Below are 20,806 nucleotides of genomic sequence, written 5' to 3' on the forward strand. Positions count from 1 at the left end.
GCAGAAGGATTACCAACGGCTACACCACGCATTGGGGCTTGACCGTTGCCGCCGTAGATGGACGTAGCGTTCGCCGCGGGCGGTGAGCGAAAAGGCACCCTGACCGGGGGGATAAAGAAACCCCCGTGTGTAGAAGCCACACGAGGGTTTCAGTGGCTCCGACGGGCGTCGATCCCGTGACCTCACGATTTTCAGTCGTGCGCTCTACCAACTGAGCTACAGAGCCGAGTGGCATCCGAGAATGTCACTCCTGAAACGAAAGGCCCTCTCATAAGAAAGGGCCCGTCGCTCAGAGCGACCCTGACGGGACTTGAACCCGCGACCTCCGCCGTGACAGGGCGGCACGCTAACCAACTGCGCTACAGGGCCATGCGTATTGAATTGTATGCGGTATGTGTGACCCCAACGGGATTCGAACCCGTGCTACCGCCGTGAAAGGGCGGCGTCCTAGGCCGCTAAACGATGGGGCCGAATGAACCCTGGACCGTTCAGACCCGCCGTTCACCTACCGACGCTCAAGCATACGAGATGAATCGGCAATGTGCCAATCGAGCGCGCGCCGCCGCCTCTGCGGGGGTGTCACGGGGGAGACTTGCCTGGTTCTGAGCCGCGGAAAGTTGCGGGCGGACTCGTTGCGTCTGTGAACGGTGTTGCTAGTGTGATCGAGGTTGTTTCTCTCGGCAGGAGGTTGCGGTGGACTCCGAGCAGGCCCACGACGAGTGCGGTTGCGCGCCCTCCGAGAAAGAGCGACGCAGCCTCTGGCCGTCGCTCAGCCGGCGCTCCGCGCTCGGCCTCGGTGTGCTCGGTGCCGCCGTCGTCGGTGGCCTCGGCGGACCCCTCGTCGCCCCCGCATTCGCCGCTTCGTACCCCACGTGGGACGAAGTGCAGCGTGCCAAAGCCAGTGAAGCGGCCAAGGCGGCACAGGTCGCGAAGATCGAGGGCCTCATCTCGTCGCTCACGACCGAGGTCGCCCGAAAGAATCAGCTCGCCGAGCAGGCCGCCGATGAGTACTTCGTCGCACAGCAGGAGTACCTCGAAGCCGCCTATCGCACGGACCAGCTGCAAGCCGAAGCCGACGCCCAGGCGGGTGTCGCGAAGGATGCCGCCGACAAGGCCGGCCGCGTCGCAGCCCAGCTCTACCGCAACGGCGGAGATGACACGGCGCTCGAGCTCTTCTTCGCAGGGTCAGCCGCCTCGGCCGATGACCTTCTGGCACGGCTCGGCACGATGGACAAGCTCCTCGAGCGCAACAACGATGTCTACGCGCAGGCGGTCACAGCTCGCGACGCCGCGCAGGGGATCACCGACCGAGCCGAGATCCAGCGCCAGGAGCGCGACCGGCTGCGGGTGATCGCAGAAGACAAGATGGCTGCCGCGCAGCGGGCGGCCGACGCCGCTGCCGCCGCGCTCGCTGAGCAGCAGCAGTACCTCGGCACCCTCGAAGCGCAGCTTGCGGCGCTCAAGGACACGACGGCCAAGACCGTCGCCCAGTACGAAGAAGGCGAGCGGATCCGCAAGGAAGCCGAGCGCAAGGCCCGTGAAGAAGCTGACCGCAAGGCCCGCGAAGAAGCCGCCGCGATCGGTGGCGGTGGTGGTGGCGGCGGCGGCGGTGGTGGCGGCGGCGGTGGCGGCGGCGGCTCCGTCGGCGGAAGCGGGTGGGCGCGGCCGTCGGGCGGACGCCTCACCTCGGGGTACGGACCTCGCACCGGCCAGTGCGGCCACCAGGGCTGCGCGAGCACGTGGCACCTCGGCACCGACATGGCAGCAGGCTGCGGAGCGGGGATCTACGCCGCGGCGGCAGGCACGGTCTCGATGTCGCAGGTCTACAGCGGGTACGGCAACTACATCCGCATCGAGCACGGTGGCGGCATCGCCACGGGGTACGCCCACGCGTCGCAACTGCTGGTCGGCCGCGGGCAGTGGGTCAACGCAGGACAGCTCATCGCCCGCGAGGGAATGACCGGGCGCTCCTTCGGATGCCACCTGCACTTCGAGGTCTACACCCCTGGCGGCACCGTCAACCCGCAGAACTTCATGGCGGCCCGCGGCGTCTGGCTCTGATCGCCCTCGCACGACCCGCAACGAAACTGCGCCCTATCCCTGCGGCGCACGGGGCGGCGCAGGGATAGGGCGCGAGTCGACTCAGGAGTGCGCGTCAGAGCGTGTTCGGCGCGACGCCGCCACCCTGGGTCTTGGTCTGTCCTTCGTGCTCGGCGAACCGCTGGAACGCCTCGGTCACGAGACGCTCGGCCTCGGCGGCGCCTGCCCAGTCGTCGACCTTGACCCACTTGTTGGGCTCGAGGTCCTTGTAGTGCTCGAAGAAGTGCGCGATCTCGTTCTTGGTCCACTCGTCGATGTCGTCGACGTCTTGGATGTGGGCCCAGCGCGGGTCCTTGGCGAGCACGGCGACGACCTTGTCGTCGCCGCCGGCCTCGTCGCTCATCTTGAGCACGGCGACGGGGCGCACGCTCGCGAGGATGCCGGGGTACAGGTCGCGGTCGAGCAGCACGAGCACGTCGAGCGGGTCGCCGTCTTCGCCGAGGGTGTTCTCGAAGAAGCCGTAGTTCGTGGGGTATCCGAACACCGTGTAGAGGATGCGGTCGAGGAAGACGCGGCCCGTGCCGTGGTCGACCTCATACTTGACGCGGCTGCCCCGCGGGATCTCGATGACTGCGTCGTACGCGCCCATGCTGCTGCTCCTAGGGTCGGGGAAAAGTCCGCGACCAGCCTAGTCGCGGGCACTTGGCCGCGCAGACGGCGCGGCTGCGCCGTCGCGGCCCGGATCGCCCGAAGCCGCGCACACGGCCCCCCCGGTACCGTGGTGAGGTGACCGAGCACAGACCGGGCCTGCACCCCGCCGTCGCCGAGGTTCGCCGTGCCGTGCGCGGCGCGCTCGCCGCGGTGCCCGCTGATTCTGCCGTCGTCGTGGGGCTGTCGGGCGGGGCCGATTCGCTGGCGCTCGCCGCCGCGACGGCGTTCGCCGCCCCGGCTCGGGGCATCCGGGCGACGGCGGTCGTCGTCGATCACGGGTTGCAGGACGGATCTGGCGACGTCGCCGCCGCGGCGGCCGGTCAGGCCCGGCGTCTCGGCCTCGACACCCGGATCGTGCGCGTCGACGTCGGAGACGCGGGCGGTCCCGAGGCGGCGGCGCGCGCCGCGCGCTATGGCGCTCTCGGTGCTGCGGCGCTCGAACTCGGGGCGGCCGCGATCCTCGTCGGCCACACGCGCGACGACCAGGCCGAGACCGTTCTTCTCGGGCTCGCGCGGGGATCGGGCGCCACGAGCCTGTCGGGCATGGCGCCCTCGTCCGACCTCGGGGGAACCCCGCTGCTGCGCCCCCTGCTCGATGTGACGCGTGCGACGACCGAGGCGGCGTGCGCCGCCGAAGGACTGACCCCGTGGCGTGACCCGCACAACACCGACGTACGGTTTGCCCGCGTGCGGGTGCGCGAGACGGTGCTGCCCGTGCTCGAGCGAGAGCTCGGACCTGGCGTCGCCGACGCGCTCGCCCGCACGGCGGCGCAGTTGCGCGAAGATGCCGAAGCGTTCGACGAGATGATCGCCGAGACGATCGAGGACATCGTCGAACACGCTGAGGCCGGCATCGCGGTCTCGGTCGCGGCGCTCGCCGCCAATCCCGCGGCGCTGCGGCACCGCATCATCCGGCACGTCGTGGCCAGTGAGTTCCACGAGAGCCTGACGCGCGCCCAGACCCTCGAGGTCGCCCGCCTCGTGACCGGATGGACGGGTCAGGGCCCTCTCGACCTGCCGGGCTGCACGGCCCGCCGCGTGGGCAGCCGCGTCATCTTCACCGCCCGAGGCTGACAGAGACCGCGCGCCGCCTCGGTGGCGGCGGCGCGCGGTCGAGCAACTCTCGTGCGTGCACGAGGGCTGTCTGGCGCGCCTTGACACTCTCGCGAGCCTCGACCTACACTCGCCGATACACCCTCCATTCATATGTCGAATAAGTATGCGGGACGGTGGTTCGCAGTTCGAAGGTGAAAGCAGGGGCCATGAGTGCGTTCTCGGATATCGACGATCCCACTGATCTGACCGCGGTTCGCGCGGCGATCGCAGCAGGCGAACGGCCCGATGCGCTCACGCCGCTGGGCCTCAAGCGGCTCGTGATCGAAGACAACGCATCGGCGCGCGCAACGGCCGAGATGCGCGAGTTGCTGCGCGGCGAGCAGCACGGGTCCGGCGAGACCGTCATCGCCGTTCTCGTCGATGCCACGCCCATCCTGTCGGGCGAGACTCTGCTCAAACCGCGTGTCATCGAGCAGCTGTCGCGTGATTTCGAAGTGACCGAGGTCGTGCTGGGCACGCCCGGGCACCTCCACGTCGACGACGACGCGCTGCGCGCGGCGACCGACGCGGTTCGGGGGGCCCACGGCATCGTCTCGATCGGCTCAGGCACGATCTCAGACATCGCCAAGCTCGCTTCAGCGGCGGCCGGCAACCTCCCCCTGGTCATCATCCAGACGGCGGCGTCGGTCGACGGCTACACCGACAACGTCTCTGTCGTGCTGCGCGCCGGCGCGAAGCGCACGATCGACTCCCGCTGGCCCGAGGTCGTGCTCGCCGACACCGCCGTCATCCGCACCGCGCCGCGCGAGCTCAACTCCGCAGGCTTCGGCGAGGTGCAATCGCTCTTCACCGCTCCGGCGGATTGGTGGCTCGCGTCGCAGGTGGGCACCGACACGAGTTTCCACACGACCCCGCGCGATCTGCTGCAGGAATTCGCCGGCGATCCCGCGCAATGGGGCGTCGGGCTCGGCTCGGGCGCTCCCCATGCCGTTGAGCAGCTCACGCGGGTCCTCGCGATCCGGGGGATCGGCACGGGCATCGCAGGTTCGACCGCTTGCCTGTCCGGAGTCGAGCACCTCGTCAGCCACATGCTCGACATGTACGCCGTCGCGACCGGTCGTGAGGTGGGTCTGCACGGCGCTCAGGTGGGTGTCGCTTCGGTCGTGGCCGCGAGTGCCTGGGCGCACCTGCTCGAACAGATCCGCGCGGGGCGCGAGATCACAGCGCCCGAGGGCGACGCACGCGCACGCGTGCTCGAAGCCTTCGCCGTGTGCGACCCGAGCGGGGCGCTCGGCGAAGAGTGCTGGAAGGACTACTCCGCCAAGCGCACGGCCTGGGCCGCCGCCGGCAATGCCCCCCTGCGACTGCTGGCCGACGCGGACGCGCTCGTGTCGCGACTGGGGGGCATGCTTCCCGACGGCCAGGCGCTCGCTTCCGCGCTCGCTGCGGCCGAAGCTCCCCTGCGCGTGCCGGACCTCGGTGACTGGGTCACCCCAGAGGTATGGCACTGGGCCGTGGCGAACGGCCTGTACATGCGTAACCGCGTGACCGTGATCGACCTGCTCGCTGAAGCGGGCTGGTGGACCACGGGCGACGTCGCCGCCGTGATCGCCCGCGCCGAAGACGCCGCCGCGAAGGCCGCGGGAGCAACGCCGTGATCGACGTCGTGCTCGCCATCGACTGCTCGACGACGGGCGCGAAGTGCATCGCGTGGGACCTCGAGGGCCGTGCGATCGCGAGCGGGCGCAGCGAGCTGCCCCTGTCTATCCCGCAGCCCGGATGGGGCGAGCAGGACCCGCGTGATTGGTGGGGTGCCACGACCGCGGCCGTCCGCGAGTGCCTCGCGCAGATCGACCCCGGCCGCGTCGCAGCCCTCGCGGTCACGCACCAGCGCGAGAGCTTCGCGTGCGTCGACGCGGACGGCGAGGCGCTGCGTCCTGCAATGCTGTGGCTCGATGCCCGCGCTGGCGCGCAGGTCGATCGCTTCGGCTCCGAACGCATCCACGCGCTCACGGGCAAACCGCCCAACCCGACGCCCGCGCTCTACAAACTGCTGTGGCTCGCCGAGAACGAGCCGGACGCGCTCGCCCGCACGGCGAAGGTCGTCGAGGTGCATGGCTATCTCGTGCATCGCCTCGCAGGGCTGTGGGTGACCTCGACCGCGAGCGCGGATCCGCTCGGGCTCATGGACTTCGCCGCGGGCGAGTATGCGCCCGAGGTGCTCGACCTCGTAGGTCTCACCACGGACCACCTCGCCGATCTCGTGGCGCCGGGCACCCCCATCGGCACGCTGACCGCCGCCGCTGCCGACGAGCTCGGGCTCGCTGCATCCGTCCTCGTGGTCGCCGGTTCCGGGGACGGCCAATCCGCGGGCCTCGGTGCGGGCGTCACCGCACCCGGAGATGCCTATCTCAATCTTGGAACCGGACTCATCGCAGGCATCTTCAGCCCGACCTATCGGCCCCGTCTGTCACATCGTTCGATGGCGGGGGCCATGGCCGGGAGCGTCAACAACGAACTCTTCGTCGGAGCAGGGACCTTCCTGGTCTCGTGGTTCCTCAATGAGATCGCCGCCGGGGAGCCGGCCGATGTTTCGCGCGAGGAGTACTGGCAGACTCAGGCCGCCGCCATCGCGCCCGGGGCCGAGGGTCTGTTCGTCGCGCCGTACTGGAACGGCCAGCTCACTCCGCTGTGGGACCACCGGGCGCGGGGCGTCATGATCGGGTTCGGTGGCGTCCACACGCGCGCGCACATCTATCGGGCGGTGCTCGAGGGCATCGCGTTCGAACTGCGCTGGTGTCTCGAGCACGCCGAACCGCACTTCGACGAGCGCGTACGCGAGTTCGTCGCGATGGGCGGAGGCGCGCGCAGTCCGCTGTGGTGCCAGATCTTCGCGGACGTGCTCGGTCGGCCGCTCGTGCTCGCCGGTCACGATGAGGCGACGGCGCTCGGTGCGGGCATCCTCGCGGCCGCGGGCGCGGGGCTTCACGCAAATGTGGCGGATGCCGCGGCGACGATGACGCGGCGTGGGCGTCGGTACGAACCCGACCCCGCCGCGGTCCGGCGATACGACGCGCTCTACGGGGTGTATCGCGAGGTCTATCCCGCCGTTCGCCCCCTGTTCCCGGCCATTGCGGAGGTGGCCGATGTCTGACGCAGACGTGCGGCGCCGGCGCCCCGACGACTGGTTCGACGCCTACCTCTTCGACCTGGACGGGACGGTCTATCTCGGCGATGAGCTGCTTCCGGGCGCTCGGGAGCTGCTCGACGGGTTGCGAGACCGCGGGGCTCGGCGCGTGTTCCTCTCGAACAACCCGACGCGCGATCCGCAGATGTACCTCGACAAGCTCACGCGCCTCGGCATCGCGGTGTCGCACGAGGAGATCGTCAATACCATCGTCAGCACCGTCGCGTGGTTGAAGGCGCAGCATCCGAAGGCCGTCGTCTACCCCATCGCCGAAGCGCCCCTCGTGCGGGCGCTCGCCGCGGCCGGGATCGCGATGAGCGACGATCCCGCCGAGATCGACATCGTGATCGCGAGCTACGACCGCGCATTCGACTACAGCAAGCTGCAGATCGCTTTCGATGCGCTGTGGCAGCACGGGCGAGCAATCCTCATCACGACCAACCCGGATCGGTACTGTCCTTTTCCGGGTGGGCGAGGAGAACCCGATGCCGCGGGCATCATCGCCGCTCTGGAGGCGACCACCGGGGTGCGCTGCTCGGCCAACATGGGCAAACCCGACCGCATCATGATCGAGTCCGTCCTGGGGCTTCTCGGCCCTGACGTCGGGCGCGTCGTCATGGTCGGCGACCGCCTCGAGACCGATGTGCGGATGGGAATCAACGCCGGCATCAGCACGGCTCTCGTCCTGACCGGCGACTCGCAGCTTGCCGATGTCCAGCGCTGCGAGCCCCGCTTGCGGCCGGACTTCATCCTCGACCGCATCGATGACCTTGTACCTGCCGGGGCGCTTGCACGGCCAGGGCACGCCACATAGAATACTCATACACACGCGGAATAGTTATTCCCACGACGGAGAGGGTCGACCGATGGACGGTTTGTCCGACGAGTTCCTGCTCGAGATGCAGCGCCGGATGCTGCGCATCCGCGCGTTCGACGAGCGCGCATCCAAGATGGTCAAGCGTGGGCACATCCCCGGCACCGTGCACACGTCGATCGGTCAGGAAGCCCAGGTCGTCGGCGCGACGATGGCGCTGCGCGACGGCGACTACATGACGGGCAACCACCGCAGTCACGGCCACCCCATCGGCAAGGGCTCTCCGCTCGGACCGCTCATGGCCGAGCTCCAGGGCAAGGCCACGGGCGTCTGCAAGGGCAAGGGCGGTTCGCTGCACCTCGCCGACTTCTCGGTCGGCAGCCTGGGCGAGTCTGGCATCGTCGGCTCCTCCATCCCGATCGCGATGGGCGCTGCGCTGTCGTCGCAGGTGCTGGGCCGCGACTCGGTCGCGCTCGCCTTCTTCGGTGACGGTGCCGCCAATCAGGGTGTGCTCTACGAATCGATGAACATGTCGGGCGTGTGGAAGCTCCCCGTGATCTTCCTGTGCGAGAACAACCAGTACGCACTGTCGACCCCGGCGCACACCGTCACGAGCGGCGTCATCGCCGACCGCGCCGCCGGCTTCGGGATGCCCGGTGTCCGGGTCGAAGAGGGCCAGGACGTGCTCGCGGTCTATGCGGCCGTCGCGAGCGCCGTCGAGCGCGCGCGCAGTGGTGGAGGGCCCACCCTCGTCGAGGTCGTCACCTACCGCTACAACGAGCACTCCGAGGGGCTGCGACTGGGCACCGACTATCGTCCCGCCGACGAGCGCGAGGCATGGCTCCAGAAAGACCCGCTCGTGCTCTTCCGCGAGCACCTCGTCGCGAACGGTCACTCCACCGAGGCGATGGATGCCCTGGAGGCCGAGGTCCTCGCCGAGGTCGACGAGGCGGTCCGCTTCTCTGAAGAGAGCCCCTTCCCCGATCCTTCTGTCGCCTTCGAAGACCTCTACACGGATACGGAGTACTCAGCATGAGCGTCATGAGCTTCCTCGGCGCGATCGGCGCCGCCCAGCGCGAGGCGATGGATGCCGACGAGCGCGTCATCATCATCGGCGAAGACGTCGAGGCCAACGTGTACGGCACGACCGGTGGCGGGAAGGCGCGTCGTGAGACGGGTGACTTCGTGCAGATGTACGGGTCGAACCGCATCCGCAACACCCCCATCTCTGAAGAAGGCATCGTCGGGGCGGCTGCCGGTGCCGCGATGACGGGCCTGCGCCCGATCGTCGACCTGTCGTATTCGAGCTTTCTCTACATGGCGATGGACCAGCTCGTGAATCAGGTCGCCAAGAACCGCTACATGTTCGGCGGTCAGGCCTCGATGCCCGCGGTGTTCCGCTCGGCGATGTTCTACGGCCTGAACACCGGCGCCCACCACTCCGACCGTCCCTACCCGATGTTCATGAACGTCCCGGGCCTGAAGATCATGGTGCCGTCCAGCCCGACCGACGCGAAGGGCCTCCTGCGCGCCGCGATCGACATGGACGACCCCGTCCTCACCTTCGAAGCGTGCCTCCTGTGGGGCAGCAAGGAAGAAGTGCCCGACGAGGAGTTCCAGATTCCGTTCGGTGTCGCTCGCACGGCCCGTGAGGGAACCGACGTGACGATCGTCGCGATCTCCAGCTCCGTGCCTGAAGCCCTCGCCGCTGCCGAAGAGCTCGCCGCCGAGGGCGTGTCGGCAGAGGTCATCGACCCTCGCACGCTCGTCCCGCTGGACCGTGACGCCATCCTTCGCTCGGTCGCCAAGACCGGCCGACTGGTGATCGCCGAGCCCGCGCACCGCACGTGCGGTGCGGCCGCCGAGATCAGCGCGATCGCCTCGGAAGAGGTCTTCGACGCGCTCACCGCGCCGATCGTGCGCCTCACGGCTCCCGACATGCAGATCCCCTTCAGCCCTTCGCTGGAGAAGCAGATGTACCCCAACAAGGACGGAATCGCCGCCGCTGTACGTCGCGTGACCGGCCTGACGGCTCCCGCCGCAGCGGGCGCCTGATTCGACGCAGAACCAAGGAGAGAACGATGGCACGAGTAGAAGTCCTGCTCCCGCAGTGGGGCATGGGAATGAGCGAAGGCTCGATCATCGAGTGGCACAAGAAGGTCGGGGACCGGGTCACCGAAGACGAGCCCTTGGCCGAGGTCGAGGCAGAGAAGGTCGAAGAGACCCTCGAGGCGCCCGCGACCGGCACGCTGACCGAGATCCTGGTCGACGAGGGCGACTCCGTCGAGGTGCGCAGCATCGTCGCGATCATCGAGACGGACTGACCCGCACGAGTGTGGATGGGCGAAGAAGCCCAGAAGGAGAAAAGCATCATGGCTCGAGTCGATCCTCTAGGTCTGATCACCGCCGCGCAGGAAGGCGGCTACGCCGTCGGCGCGTTCAACATGCACAACCCCGAGACGACGCAGGCGCTGATCCGCGCGGCTCAGGCTGCCCAGGCGCCGGTGTTCCTGCAGGTCGGTCGGGCGATCGTGCCGCACATGGGTCTGCGCGCGGCCTATGAGATGACGCGCCGCGAGCTGGACGCATCCGGCCTGCAGGCGCCCATCCATCTCGACCACGGCACCTACGACGAGGTGTTCGAGGCGATCCGGCTCGGGTTCGACTCGATCATGTTCGACGGCGCGCACCTCGACTTCGAGGAGAACATCCGCGTCACGGCAGAGGTCGTCCGCGTCGCCCACGCCTTTGGCATTCCGGTAGAGGCCGAGCTCGGCCGCATCCCGGATGCCGCTGACGACATCCGCTGGGAGGACTACTACACGAGTGTCGAAGAAGCGGAGCGCTTCGTCGCCGAAACAGGTGTGGACCTGCTCGCGATCTCAGCCGGCGTCATGCACGGCGTGACCGGAATCGAACCGCAGCCGCTCGACATCGACCGGATCCGCGCGATCCGCCATGTCACCGGCATCCCGCTCGTGCTGCACGGTGCCTCGGGGGTCCCCGTCGACCAGCTGCGCGCGGCTACCGAGGCAGGCGTGCACAAGTTCAACGCCGACACCGACCTGCGGCACGCGTTCCGCGCCGGCATCGAAGAGACATGGTCGCAGGGCGACCGTCAGTTCGAGGAAGCCATGGCCGTCGGCCGTGACCGCATGATCGAGGCAACCGTGCAGAAGATGCAGGAGTACGGATGCGCGGGTCGGGCATCCGCGACCGCGGCCTCGGCGGACGCAGCGGTGCCGGCGTGAGCGAGGCCGTCGAAGAAGGCGTCGTCGAGCCGCTCAAGGGGCTTCGCCGCACGGCTGCGCGCCGAATGGTGCAGGCCTGGGCAGCCCCGGTCTTCCACGTCACGGCCGAGGTCGACATGACCGCCGCACTGCGCGTGCGCGCCGCAGAGCCGACCGCCAACGTCACCGACGCGATCCTGCGTGCCGTGGCCCGAGCGCTCGCCGAGGTGCCCGACCTCAACGTGCACGTCGCCGAGGACGCCGTCGTGCGCTTCTCGAAGGCGAACATCGGTGTTGCGGTCGACACTCCCAAGGGGCTCGTCGTGCCCGTCGTGCACGACGTCTCCCGTGACGATCTCGCGTCGATCGCGCGGGTCCGCGCCGACGTTGTGACCCGCGCCCGTGACGGAGCCCTGACCCGTGACGACATCACGGGCGGCACCTTCACCGTCTCGAACCTCGGGATGATGGGCGTCACGCGCTTCGACGCGATTCTCAACGTGCCGCAAGCGGCGATCCTCGCCGTCGGGGCGACGGTGCAGCGCTTCGTGCAGCGCGACGGAGAGGGCGTCTGGGCGCCGATCGCCGAGTACACGCTCACGTGCGATCACCGCGCCATCGACGGAGCCACGGGCGCGCGCTTTCTCGCGGCGTTCAAGACCGCGCTCGAGGAGCCGCTCTCCTGAGCCGCGACACGGCATCCGACGCATCAGGGTGCAGTCTCCTCGAGAGGGGGACTGCACCCTATGCTCGTGGCATCGACACGCAGCATTCCGCCACCGCCGTCGTCCGCTCCGTCCCGGTTCCGGGTGAGCGGGGCGCCGGCGCCGATGTTCTCTCGTCGCTCGACCTGCTGTACGCCCTCGCCGAGCATCGTGCTCCCGACCGGGTCGTGCGTGTCTTCCGGCCCGCGCCGACCCTCGCCTTCAGTCGCAGGGAGAGCCTGCACCCGAGCTTCGCCGCCGCCGAGAAGGCCGCGCGCGAGGCCGGATACGAGCCGATCATCCGCCCCGCCGGGGGGCGCGCCGTCGCGCTCGACCCGGACTGGGTCGTGCTCGATATCGTGACCCTGGAGCCGCAGCGGCTCGACAACCGCGACGTCTTCATGGACCACGGCGAGGAGTTCGTCGCGCTGCTGCGGGAGTGGGGGGTCGACGCGCGTTTCGGCGCCGTGCCGGGGGAGTACTGCCCCGGTGATTACAGCGTCAACGCGCGCGGTCAGGTCAAGCTCGTCGGCACGGCGCAACGTGTCGCCCGTGGCGTGCGCCTCTACAGCGCGAGTGTGCCTTTGCGGGTCACCTCCGCCGCGCGCACAGTTCTGACGCGGGTGAACGCGCTCCTCGAGCTCGACTGGAACCCGGATACCCTCGGCTCGCTCGCCGACGAGATCGACATGACGGATGCCGCCGTCGAAGAGGCGCTGTGCGCGCGCTTCGCGGGCCCACACGTCGTCCACCGCACGCTTGATGACGTCCTGCGTGGTGGCTGAGCCCGGGTAGGGACTCGGGCGCTACGAGAGCCCACCAGAAAGAGGAGGTCCCGCCGTCCGTCGGCAGGACCTCCTCTTTCTGCGTCGAGTGCTACCTGCCGCCGTTCTGCGCCTTCGAGGACTGGCGGTCGGTCATGACGGCCGCGACGATGACGGCACCGAGGACGACGGGCTGCAGGTTCGGTGAGACGCCGAGAAGTGACATCCCGTTGTTCAGTACGCCGATGATGAGCAGACCCACGAACGTGCCGAGCACCGAGCCCGTGCCGCCCGCGAGACTCGCGCCGCCGATCACGACGACCGCGATGACGTTCAGCAGATCGGCGGCACCGGCCGTCGGCTGGGCCGAGTCCAGGCGCGACGTGACGAGCAGGCCGGCGACAGCGGCGAGAAGCCCCGCAATCGTATAGACGAGCAGCTTCATGCGGCGGACGGGAATGCCTGACAGGCGGGCGACTTCCTCGTTGCCGCCGATCGCGTAGAGCGCGCGCCCACCGGGGCGGAAGCGCAGCCAGAAGGCCGCGATGAGGAAGACACCCACCAGGATGATGCCCTGGATCGGCACGCCCAGGACGCTCATGCGCGTGAGGGCCGTGAACCACTCGGGGAAGCCGTTGACGGTGTTGCCGCCCGTGATGAACACGGCGAGTCCCGTCGCGGCCGACATCGTCGCCAGAGTCGCGATGAAGGGCTGCAACCTGCCGTAGGTGATGAGGATGCCGTTGAGCAGCCCGATGCCGGCGCCAGTGGCCAGCCCCAGCACAAGCGCGAGCTCGAAGGGCAGGCCCGAGTAGCTGTACAGGTAGGCCATCGTCATCGAGCTGAGCGCCAGCACGGCGCCCACCGACAGGTCGATGCCGGCGACGATGATGACCATCAGTGCCCCGACCGACATGACGCCGATCGCCGAGATCTGCGTGAGGATGTTCAGCAGGTTCCGCGACGTGAGGAAGTACGGCGAGAGGAACGACAGCAGGATGAAGATCACGACGAGCCCGACGAGCGGACCGGGGATCTTCGAAAGGATGCGACGGACACGGCCCTCGCCGGACGCACCGTCCGTGGGGACGGTGCGCTGCGCGACCGTCGCGGGACTCGGAGTCGACGGGTTCGTCGAGGTCGAGGGTTCGGAAACGCTCATCGTTTCATCTCCAGGGAAAGAGTTCGGGATCAGAGGTGGGCGGTCTCGGCGTGCTGGGGCAGCGCGAGACGCATGACGGCTTCGGGAGTGGCCGCATCGCGGTCGAGGATGCCCTGCTGGCGACCGCCGGACATCACGAGCACGCGGTGCGAGAGGCCGAGGACCTCTTCGAGCTCGGAGGACACCACGATGATGGCGACGCCGTCATCGGCGAGACGGCGGATGGCGTCGTAGATCGTCATCTTCGCTCCGACGTCGACGCCGCGCGTCGGTTCGTCGAGGATGAGGACCTTGGGCTGCTTGATGAGCCACTTGGCCAGGAGCACTTTCTGCTGGTTGCCGCCCGAGAGGTGGCCGACACTGGCATCGGCCTGGCCCCGGATGTCGAGCTCACGGCGCTGCGTGCGGTAGGTCTTGGCGAGCTCCTTGTGGGTGACGATGCCGCGCCGTGACAGTTCCTTCTGCCACGGGAGGGTCATGTTCTCGGTGCTGTCGCGACTGAGCAGGAGCCCCTGCGACTTGCGGTCCTCGGGCACCATGGCGATGCCGGCGCGGATGCCGTCACGGGGATTTCGGATCGTCACCGGACGGCCGTCGATGCGGATCTCACCCGTGTCAGCGCGGTCGGCGCCGGCGATGGCTCGCACGACTTCGCTGCGCCCTGCGCCGACCAGGCCGGCGATCCCGAGGATCTCGCCCGCGCGGACGGAGAAATCGATCCCCTCGAAGGCGCCGGTGCGACCGAGCCCGGAGACCTGGATGATCGTCTTCTCGGCCGCCGCGGGTGGTGTGTCGTGGCCGTAGGTGAAGTCGCGGCCGACCATGGCGCGAACGATGTCATCCCGCGGCACGTCGCCGGTATCCCACCGAGCCGCTTCGTGGCCGTCGCGCAGGCAGAGGATCGCGTCGGAGAGGCGCGTGATCTCCTCGATGCGGTGCGAGATGTAGACGATGCCGGCGCCCGCCGACCGCAGCGCGTCGATCTGGTCGAAGACGCGGGCGGTCTCGGACTTGCCGAGTGAGGCGGAGGGCTCGTCGAAGATGATGTAGCGGGGTTCGCGGCTGAGAGCGCGCGCGATCTCGATCTCCTGCTGGGCGGCGATCGAGAGGTCGCCGACGCGCTGGCGCGGGTCCATGCGCGAGCCGAGGCGGTCCAACACGGCGCGGGCCTCCGCATTGAGGCGGTTGCGGTCGATCCCTCCGCGCTTGCGCGGCAGGCGTCCGATGAAGATGTTCTCGGCAACGGAGAGTTCGGGCACCATCCGAATCTCCTGGTGAATGAGCACGACGCCGGAGCGGAGCGCATCGCCGGGTGAACCCGGTGCATACCGTTCACCGTCGATCGTCATCGTGCCGCCGTCGGGCTGGACGAGACCGGCGATCATGCCCGAGGTCGTCGACTTGCCCGCGCCGTTCTCGCCGACGAGACCGAGCACCGACCCCGGCGTCAGGGTGATGTCGATGTCCTTCACGACGGTGACGCCGCCGTAGCGCTTCGTCAGACCCGTGCAGACGAGGCCAGTCGCGGCGGATGCTGCGCGTTCAGCCATGGCATGGCTCCTTCCGGATGAGGGTGGTGCGGCGCGGGGCCGCACCACCCATCAGGGGCGTCGGGTCAGCGAGTGCCGACGTTCGGGCCGTAGAACTTCGTCGGGTCGTTCTCGGCGACGTTCGCCTTGTTCACGAGCACGGCGTCCTGATACTGCTCGGCCGGGATGTCGTCGCCTTCACCCTCGAGGAGCGCGATGGCGTTCTCGACCGCGAGCTGGCCCATCATGTAGGGCTGCTGCGCCATGGTGGCGTGGGTGAGGCCGTCCGAGATGGCGTCGAACATGGTCGGGAAGCCGTCGATGCCGACGAAGAACATGCCGTCGCGGCCCGCCTGCTGGGCGGCCTTGGCCGCGCCCATCGCCATAGCGTCGCTCTCGCCGAAGATCGCCTTGAGGTTCGGGTGCGCCGTCAGGATGTTCTGCGAGGCGTCGAACGCCTGGCTCTCATCCCAGTTGGCGCTCTCCCACTGCACGTCGTTGATGCCCGGGTTCTCGTCGATCGCCTGCTGGCATCCCTCGGAGCGCTGGAGCTCCGCGGTCGAGCCGAGCGGCCCCTGCAGCACGGCGATGTCGCCCTCGTTGCCGATCTGTTCGAACATCCAGGTGCAGACCTCGTATGCGGCCTTGACGCTGTCCGTCGCGATGAAGGTGCGGATCTCGGCGTCGTCGGTCTCGGGCTTCTGGTCCACCGCGACGACCGGCACGCCGGCGTCGTTCGCGAGGCGCACACCGGCGGCGGCCGCCGTGGCGTCCTGCGGGGTGTAGATGAGCACGCCGACCTGCTGCGTAAGCAGGTTCTGCACCTGGTTGACCTGGCGGCTGGCGTCATTGTCGGCGGACTCGACGATGAGTTCGTAGCCCGCTTCCTCAGCCGCGGCCTTCATGCCATCAACCGCTGCGATGTAGAACAGCGACTTCTGGTCGGCGACCGAGACGCCGATCACCTTCGAATCGCTCGGCCCGCCGTCCGCGCCGCCACCGGAGTCGGTCGTGCTGCAGCCGGCGATGCCGAGTGCGGCGATCGCGAGTCCGGCGAGGAGCGTAGCCCCGCGGCGCTTGCTGTGATTGGTCATTGCGTTTCTCCCTCGAAACCTGTGTGGAGTGACATCTGAATACCTATGCGACTATCGAATTGAGATGCCGTTGGAGTGATGCTAGGCCTCGGTCCGTCGGGTGTCAAGCGGCTGCGACGGGCGCGAGAAGGCGCGCCGACGCGGTTGCGTCGACGTGGGGGCGCGGTTGCTCAGGCGGAGGATGGGCCTTGTTCGAGGAGGTAGCGCGCTGTCTCTTCGTCGGTCACGAGCACATTGATCCACCCGCCGCGTACGGCGGCGAGCACGGCGTCGTGTTTCCCGGCGCCGCCCGAGACTCCGATGCGACGCTCGGCGCGGCGAATCTGCTCGAGGCTCACTCCGAGCACGAGCTCGTCGAGTTCGGATGCGACGGGCCGCCCGTCGGCATCCATGAATCGCAGATTGATCTCGCCGACGGCGCCCAGTGATCGCGCCCTGTCGAACTGTTCCTGCGTGAAGAAGTTGTCACCGCCCACCAGCGGCGGCACGATCGTGCAATTGCCGATGCCGACGAGGGCGATGTCCAGCTGCGACATCGTTTCGAGCGCGCGCCGGGCGTGCGGGTCGTTCGCGAGGATCGCTTCGCGCATCTGTGGGGTCGGCACGACGCCCGGCACGCGCATGAACAGCGCCTCGGCGTCGGTGAGCTTCGCGAATCGCTCGGTCGCCACGGTGGCCACGTGCTGGATCGCGGGCTGTCCGACGCCGCCGAGCAGCTCGACGACCGCCCGCGCCTTCGCGCGAGGGAACCGCTGCAGATTGGCGACGAAACTGCGCAGCGATCGGCTCCACGATGTGAAGCCGATCGTCTTGCCGTCGATCGGAGCGACCTGGAAGATCGGGGCGAGTGCGCGGCCGACGTGGTCGGTGCGTTCGCGCTCGGACTCGTCGATCGCATCGACGACGTGGGCCTCGAGCAGTCCGAAGTCCTGCTCGAGGCGCTGCTCGAGATCCGCGTTGAGCCCGGGGGGCGGAACCACGATCGTGCGCACGATGCCGGCATCCTCTGCGGAAGAGAGCAGCCGCGAGACCCTCGCCTGCGAGAGGCCCAACGTGCGCGCGATCTCTGTCTGCACCATCCCGCGCGTGTGATAGAGGTGCGAGACCTTCGTCATCATGCGCTGGGCGTCGGGGTCGTTGCGGTCCTGGGGCATCGATTGCCTTTCCTGTCTCCGCCTGGGATTTGAGTCATTCTGTCAGACTGGGCCAGGGCCCCAGGCGTCCCAGGATCAGCTTGTCCCATTCCCCTCGGCGGTTCTCGCGCTACACTAGCGGAAGGCCATTCAGTCAACGACTGAATATTCACGCCATCGTCGAGGAGGCACCGTGACCAAGGCTGGACAGCTCACGTACGACGTCGTCGTGATCGGCGCAGGGATCAACGGGCTCGGCATCGCTCGCGACGCCGCCGAGCGTGGTCTCTCGGTGGCGCTGGTCGAGCAAGAGGACCTGTGCTTCGGAGTCTCGGCCTGGTCGGGCCGCCTTGTGCACGGGGGGCTGCGTTACCTCGAGCGCGGTGACATCCGTCTCGTGCGCGAATCGCTGCGCGAGCGCGAGCTCCTGTTCCGCGTCGCGCCGCATCTCGTGAAGCCCGTGCGCCTCATCATGCCCTTCTACTCTCGCAACACCCGCCCCTCGTGGATGATCCGCCTCGGCATGCTCGCGTACGACGTGCTCTCCGCGGACAAATCCGTGCCCTGGCATCGCGTGCTGTCTGCGCGAGCCATCAAGAACCGCTTCCCGGGAATGAACGCGACCGGCCTGAGTGGCGCGGCCCTGTTCACCGACGGCCAGGTCGAGTACGCCGAGCGGCTCTGTGCCGAGCTCGCGGTCGCCGCCGCCGACGCCGGTGCCCGAATCCACATCCACACGAAGGCCGTCGGCGTGCTGCGGGACGGCGGGGCCGTGACCGGCGTGCGCGTGCGCACCGACGACGGGGAAGAGCGCGACATCCGGGCCCGCGTCACGATCAACGCGGGCGGCCCGTGGGTCGACGACGTGCTGGCGGGTGAGTCCGGCCAGGCTGTGGCGTCGCCGCGCCTCATCGGCGGGGCGAAAGGCAGCCACATCATCGTCGACCGGTTCCCCGGTGCCCCGACGGACGTCGTGTACTACGAGTCGCAGACGGACGGACGCCTCGTTCTCGTGATCCCGTGGATGGGGCGATACCTCATCGGCTGCACCGACATCAAGTACGACCTCGAGCCGGACTCGGCCCGTGCGGAGAGCGACGAGGTCGATTACCTCCTCACCGAGGCGAACGCACTCATGCCCGACGCCAACCTCACGGCCGACGATGTGCTTTACACATACAGCGGTGTGCGCCCACTGCCGTATGCGCCGGACATCCCGGAATGGAAAGTGCCGCGCAGCCACATCGTCCGTGACCATGCGCAGGACGGATACCCCGGCATCCTGTCCATCGTCGGAGGCAAGCTCACGACGTATCGGCAGCTCGCTGAGGACGCCACCGACCTCGCCGTGAAGAAGCTCAAGGCTCGCGCTCGCAAGAAGCCGATCAGCAAACAGCAGCCGTTTCCCGGCGCGCGCGCCGCCGACCTCGCCGCGTTCGAGCGGGCCTTCCTGGCGAACACGACGATCGACTCGGACACATCGCGCCGCCTCTGGTCGTTGTACGGCACCCGCGCGCAGCAGGTCCTCGAGCTCGCCCAGCGGGACCCCGCCCTTGCCGAGCGCTTCGATCCTGACAGCCCCGCCATCGCCGCCGAACTCATCTTCGCGGTCGACGACGAGTTCGCCGAAACCCTCACCGACGTCTTCGCGCGCCGCATCCTGCTGGCCTTCGAACCCGGCCACGGGCTCGGTGGCGCCGAGCGCGCCGCCGAGATCCTCGCCGCTCACCGCGGATGGGACGATGACCGCCGCTCGGCCGAGATCGCGGGCTACCGTGAATGGCTCGATCACTTGCGCGTTCCCGAGCGCGTCTGACTCGAAAGGGAGTCCGCCGTGACCGGCAGATACGTCGTCGCCCTCGATGAGGGGTCCAGCAGCGCCCGAGCGATCGTCATCGACGATGCGGGTCGCACCGTCGGTGAGGCTTCCGCGTCGATCGCCACGATCTTCCCCCACGAAGGGTGGGTCGAGTTCGACCCGCAGGAGATGTGGGATGCACCGCGCCGCTCACTCGCCGTCGCGCTCGAACGCGCCGGTCTCACGGCGGCCGACATCGCGGCCGTCGGGGTGACGTCGCACCGAGAGACCATCGTGATGTGGGACCGTTCGACGGGGGTGCCCGTCTACAACGCCATCACGTGGATGTCGAAGCAGACCGACGGCATCGTGCGGGAGTGGTCCGAGCGGGGCCTCGACGACGAGTTCCGCTCACGCACGGGTGTGCGCAACGATTCGTTCTATTCGGCGGCCAAGATCGCCTGGCTGCTCCGACACGTGCCCGGGGCCCGCGAGCGGGCGGAGCGCGGTGAGCTCGCGATCGGCACACCCGACACGTGGATGCTGTGGAACCTGACCGGTGGCACGGCGCATCGTACCGAGCCCAGCGCGGCATCCCGCACGGGACTGATGTCTCTCGCGCGAGCCCGGTGGGACGAAGAGTTCTGCGCCATGCTCGACATCCCCACGAGTCTGCTGCCTGAGATCGTGCCGTCCGCGGGGTGGTTCGGCGACGTCGCGCACGACCTACTGCCGGCGCCGCAGCCGGTTCCTGTGACCGCCGTGCTCGGCGATCAGCAGGCGGGGCTGTTCGGTCAGGCCTGCCTCGAGACCGGCAGCGCCAAGAACACGTTCGGCACTGCGGGTGTCCTGACCGTCAACATGGGCGACGTGCCGCGCACGCTGCCCGGCATGTGCAGCAGCGTCGCGTGGCAGTTCGGTGACGCCGTGACCTACGAGGCGGAGGGCGTGGTCTTCCACAGCGGGCAGACGATGCAGTGGCTGCGCGACCGCTTGGGCATCTTGACCGACGCCGCCGACAGCGAAGCCATCGCATCGACCGTGCCCGACACAGCCGGGGTCTACCTCGTTCCCGGCTTCGCTGGGCTGTTCGATCCGCACTGGGACCGAGATGCGCGAGGAGCCATCCTCGGGCTCACGCTCGAGTCGTCCGCGGCGCATGTCGTGCGCGCCGGTATCGAGGCGATGGCCTACCAGACCCGGGACAACGTCGACAATCTCCGGCGCAATGGCGTCGAGATCCCCATGCTCAAGGTCGACGGCGGCGCGACACGCAACAACCTGCTGTGTCAGTTCCAAGCCGACATCCTCGGCATCCCCGTGGCGCGCCCTGTCGGTCTCGAGCGCACCGCGCTCGGCATCGCCCACCTGGCGGGCAGTGAAGTGGGCATGTGGGCTCGCGATGACATCCACGATCGATGGCAGCTCGAGCGCGTCTTCGAGCCCCGCATGCAGGCCGACAGGCGCGAAGAGCTCTACCGCGGGTGGACTGATGCGGTGGCGGCGGCGCGCGGTCTTCCTCCGCGCGTGCAGGGCTGACACGCCGATGGGGATTCCTCCCCATGTCGCCCGCGGCGGGGAGAA

At 68.7% G+C, this 20,806-nt stretch carries 18 protein-coding genes and 3 tRNA genes; 13 read left to right on the top strand and 8 right to left on the bottom strand.

All coding sequences use genetic code 11. From position 1 onward, the window contains the following. Nucleotides 1–153: 153 nt before the first annotated feature. The 3 genes from AC25YV_RS11820 to AC25YV_RS11830 all read right to left on the bottom strand — a co-directional run bounded on the left by AC25YV_RS11820 (nt 154) and on the right by AC25YV_RS11830 (nt 470). Nucleotides 154–226 (bottom strand) — tRNA-Phe (locus tag AC25YV_RS11820). A 69-nt stretch (nt 227–295) separates the two neighbouring features. Further along, nucleotides 296–369: transfer RNA gene (locus AC25YV_RS11825), tRNA-Asp, on the bottom strand. A gap of 28 nt (nt 370–397) precedes the next feature. After that, nucleotides 398–470, bottom strand: a tRNA-Glu gene (locus tag AC25YV_RS11830). A 223-nt stretch (nt 471–693) separates the two neighbouring features. Here AC25YV_RS11830 and AC25YV_RS11835 point away from each other — a divergent pair. Continuing rightward, entirely contained in the window at nt 694–2,061 is a 1,368-nt protein-coding gene (locus AC25YV_RS11835; protein ID WP_488124055.1) for a M23 family metallopeptidase, read from the top strand. 94 nt (nt 2,062–2,155) lie between these two features. Here the strand turns inward: AC25YV_RS11835 and AC25YV_RS11840 are convergent, their stop codons facing one another. Then, the gene (locus tag AC25YV_RS11840) at nt 2,156–2,689 is read right to left on the bottom strand and encodes an inorganic diphosphatase (protein ID WP_488124056.1); all 534 of its coding nucleotides are present in this window, start codon (nt 2,687–2,689) and stop codon (nt 2,156–2,158) included. A gap of 137 nt (nt 2,690–2,826) precedes the next feature. Between AC25YV_RS11840 and tilS the strand changes: the two genes are divergently transcribed. The 10 genes from tilS to AC25YV_RS11890 all read left to right on the top strand — a co-directional run bounded on the left by tilS (nt 2,827) and on the right by AC25YV_RS11890 (nt 12,527). Next, nucleotides 2,827–3,825, top strand: a complete 999-nt coding sequence (gene tilS, locus AC25YV_RS11845) for a tRNA lysidine(34) synthetase TilS (RefSeq protein ID WP_488124057.1) — start codon at nt 2,827–2,829, stop codon at nt 3,823–3,825. A 188-nt stretch (nt 3,826–4,013) separates the two neighbouring features. Then, the gene (locus AC25YV_RS11850) at nt 4,014–5,465 is read left to right on the top strand and encodes an iron-containing alcohol dehydrogenase (protein WP_488124058.1); all 1,452 of its coding nucleotides are present in this window, start codon (nt 4,014–4,016) and stop codon (nt 5,463–5,465) included. Further along, complete coding sequence (locus AC25YV_RS11855; RefSeq protein ID WP_488124059.1) at nt 5,462–6,961, top strand: xylulokinase; 1,500 nt, start codon at nt 5,462–5,464, stop codon at nt 6,959–6,961. The genes AC25YV_RS11850 and AC25YV_RS11855 overlap by 4 nt, the downstream gene beginning before the upstream one ends. Next, nucleotides 6,954–7,808: an HAD-IIA family hydrolase gene (locus AC25YV_RS11860; RefSeq protein ID WP_488124060.1), complete on the top strand. Its 855-nt coding sequence runs from the start codon at nt 6,954–6,956 to the stop codon at nt 7,806–7,808. Before AC25YV_RS11855 ends, AC25YV_RS11860 begins: the two co-directional genes overlap by 8 nt. Before the next feature lie 52 nt (nt 7,809–7,860). Next, nucleotides 7,861–8,844: a thiamine pyrophosphate-dependent dehydrogenase E1 component subunit alpha gene (locus AC25YV_RS11865; protein ID WP_488124061.1), complete on the top strand. Its 984-nt coding sequence runs from the start codon at nt 7,861–7,863 to the stop codon at nt 8,842–8,844. Next, entirely contained in the window at nt 8,841–9,863 is a 1,023-nt protein-coding gene (locus tag AC25YV_RS11870) for an alpha-ketoacid dehydrogenase subunit beta (protein WP_488124062.1), read from the top strand. The genes AC25YV_RS11865 and AC25YV_RS11870 overlap by 4 nt, the downstream gene beginning before the upstream one ends. Before the next feature lie 26 nt (nt 9,864–9,889). Next, nucleotides 9,890–10,132: a lipoyl domain-containing protein gene (locus tag AC25YV_RS11875; protein ID WP_488124063.1), complete on the top strand. Its 243-nt coding sequence runs from the start codon at nt 9,890–9,892 to the stop codon at nt 10,130–10,132. 48 nt (nt 10,133–10,180) lie between these two features. Further along, the gene (locus AC25YV_RS11880) at nt 10,181–11,059 is read left to right on the top strand and encodes a class II fructose-bisphosphate aldolase (RefSeq protein ID WP_488124064.1); all 879 of its coding nucleotides are present in this window, start codon (nt 10,181–10,183) and stop codon (nt 11,057–11,059) included. Continuing rightward, nucleotides 11,002–11,724, top strand: coding sequence for a 2-oxo acid dehydrogenase subunit E2 (locus AC25YV_RS11885; RefSeq protein WP_488124065.1), 723 nt, complete (start codon nt 11,002–11,004; stop codon nt 11,722–11,724). Before AC25YV_RS11880 ends, AC25YV_RS11885 begins: the two co-directional genes overlap by 58 nt. Continuing rightward, the gene (locus AC25YV_RS11890; protein WP_488124066.1) at nt 11,640–12,527 is read left to right on the top strand and encodes a lipoyl protein ligase domain-containing protein; all 888 of its coding nucleotides are present in this window, start codon (nt 11,640–11,642) and stop codon (nt 12,525–12,527) included. The genes AC25YV_RS11885 and AC25YV_RS11890 overlap by 85 nt, the downstream gene beginning before the upstream one ends. Before the next feature lie 91 nt (nt 12,528–12,618). Here the strand turns inward: AC25YV_RS11890 and AC25YV_RS11895 are convergent, their stop codons facing one another. The 4 genes from AC25YV_RS11895 to AC25YV_RS11910 form a co-directional block, all read right to left on the bottom strand. Next, a complete protein-coding gene (locus AC25YV_RS11895) occupies nt 12,619–13,668 on the bottom strand; it encodes an ABC transporter permease (RefSeq protein WP_488124067.1) in 1,050 nt (349 codons plus the stop codon). A 29-nt stretch (nt 13,669–13,697) separates the two neighbouring features. Beyond that, a complete protein-coding gene (locus AC25YV_RS11900) occupies nt 13,698–15,218 on the bottom strand; it encodes a sugar ABC transporter ATP-binding protein (protein ID WP_488124068.1) in 1,521 nt (506 codons plus the stop codon). A gap of 65 nt (nt 15,219–15,283) precedes the next feature. Next, nucleotides 15,284–16,291 carry a substrate-binding domain-containing protein gene (locus AC25YV_RS11905; protein ID WP_488124069.1) on the bottom strand — a complete coding sequence of 336 codons (1,008 nt, stop codon included), beginning with the start codon at nt 16,289–16,291 and terminating at the stop codon, nt 15,284–15,286. A 170-nt stretch (nt 16,292–16,461) separates the two neighbouring features. Then, on the bottom strand, nt 16,462–17,445 hold the full coding sequence (locus AC25YV_RS11910; RefSeq protein ID WP_488124070.1) for a sugar-binding transcriptional regulator: 984 nt from the start codon (nt 17,443–17,445) through the stop codon (nt 16,462–16,464). Nucleotides 17,446–17,617: 172 nt separating this feature from the next. Here AC25YV_RS11910 and glpD point away from each other — a divergent pair, with 172 nt between their 5' ends. Then, a complete protein-coding gene (gene glpD, locus AC25YV_RS11915; RefSeq protein WP_488124071.1) occupies nt 17,618–19,240 on the top strand; it encodes a glycerol-3-phosphate dehydrogenase in 1,623 nt (540 codons plus the stop codon). 18 nt (nt 19,241–19,258) lie between these two features. Continuing rightward, nucleotides 19,259–20,761: an FGGY family carbohydrate kinase gene (locus AC25YV_RS11920; RefSeq protein WP_488124072.1), complete on the top strand. Its 1,503-nt coding sequence runs from the start codon at nt 19,259–19,261 to the stop codon at nt 20,759–20,761. Nucleotides 20,762–20,806: the final 45 nt, after the last annotated feature.

It is taken from the genome of Microbacterium sp. Y832, from assembly GCF_057669765.1.

Bases quoted from the DNA above. Each gene is read 5' to 3' on its own strand.
- AC25YV_RS11840 (WP_488124056.1), bottom strand. From the start codon at position 2,689: ATGGGCGCGTACGACGCAGTCATCGAGATCCCGCGGGGCAGCCGCGTC.
- AC25YV_RS11850 (WP_488124058.1), top strand. From the start codon at position 4,014: ATGAGTGCGTTCTCGGATATCGACGATCCCACTGATCTGACCGCGGTT.
- AC25YV_RS11860 (WP_488124060.1), top strand. From the start codon at position 6,954: ATGTCTGACGCAGACGTGCGGCGCCGGCGCCCCGACGACTGGTTCGAC.
- AC25YV_RS11865 (WP_488124061.1), top strand. From the start codon at position 7,861: ATGGACGGTTTGTCCGACGAGTTCCTGCTCGAGATGCAGCGCCGGATG.
- AC25YV_RS11870 (WP_488124062.1), top strand. From the start codon at position 8,841: ATGAGCGTCATGAGCTTCCTCGGCGCGATCGGCGCCGCCCAGCGCGAG.
- AC25YV_RS11875 (WP_488124063.1), top strand. From the start codon at position 9,890: ATGGCACGAGTAGAAGTCCTGCTCCCGCAGTGGGGCATGGGAATGAGC.
- AC25YV_RS11880 (WP_488124064.1), top strand. From the start codon at position 10,181: ATGGCTCGAGTCGATCCTCTAGGTCTGATCACCGCCGCGCAGGAAGGC.
- AC25YV_RS11885 (WP_488124065.1), top strand. From the start codon at position 11,002: ATGCGCGGGTCGGGCATCCGCGACCGCGGCCTCGGCGGACGCAGCGGT.
- AC25YV_RS11895 (WP_488124067.1), bottom strand. From the start codon at position 13,668: ATGAGCGTTTCCGAACCCTCGACCTCGACGAACCCGTCGACTCCGAGT.
- AC25YV_RS11900 (WP_488124068.1), bottom strand. From the start codon at position 15,218: ATGGCTGAACGCGCAGCATCCGCCGCGACTGGCCTCGTCTGCACGGGT.
- AC25YV_RS11905 (WP_488124069.1), bottom strand. From the start codon at position 16,291: ATGACCAATCACAGCAAGCGCCGCGGGGCTACGCTCCTCGCCGGACTC.
- AC25YV_RS11910 (WP_488124070.1), bottom strand. From the start codon at position 17,445: ATGCCCCAGGACCGCAACGACCCCGACGCCCAGCGCATGATGACGAAG.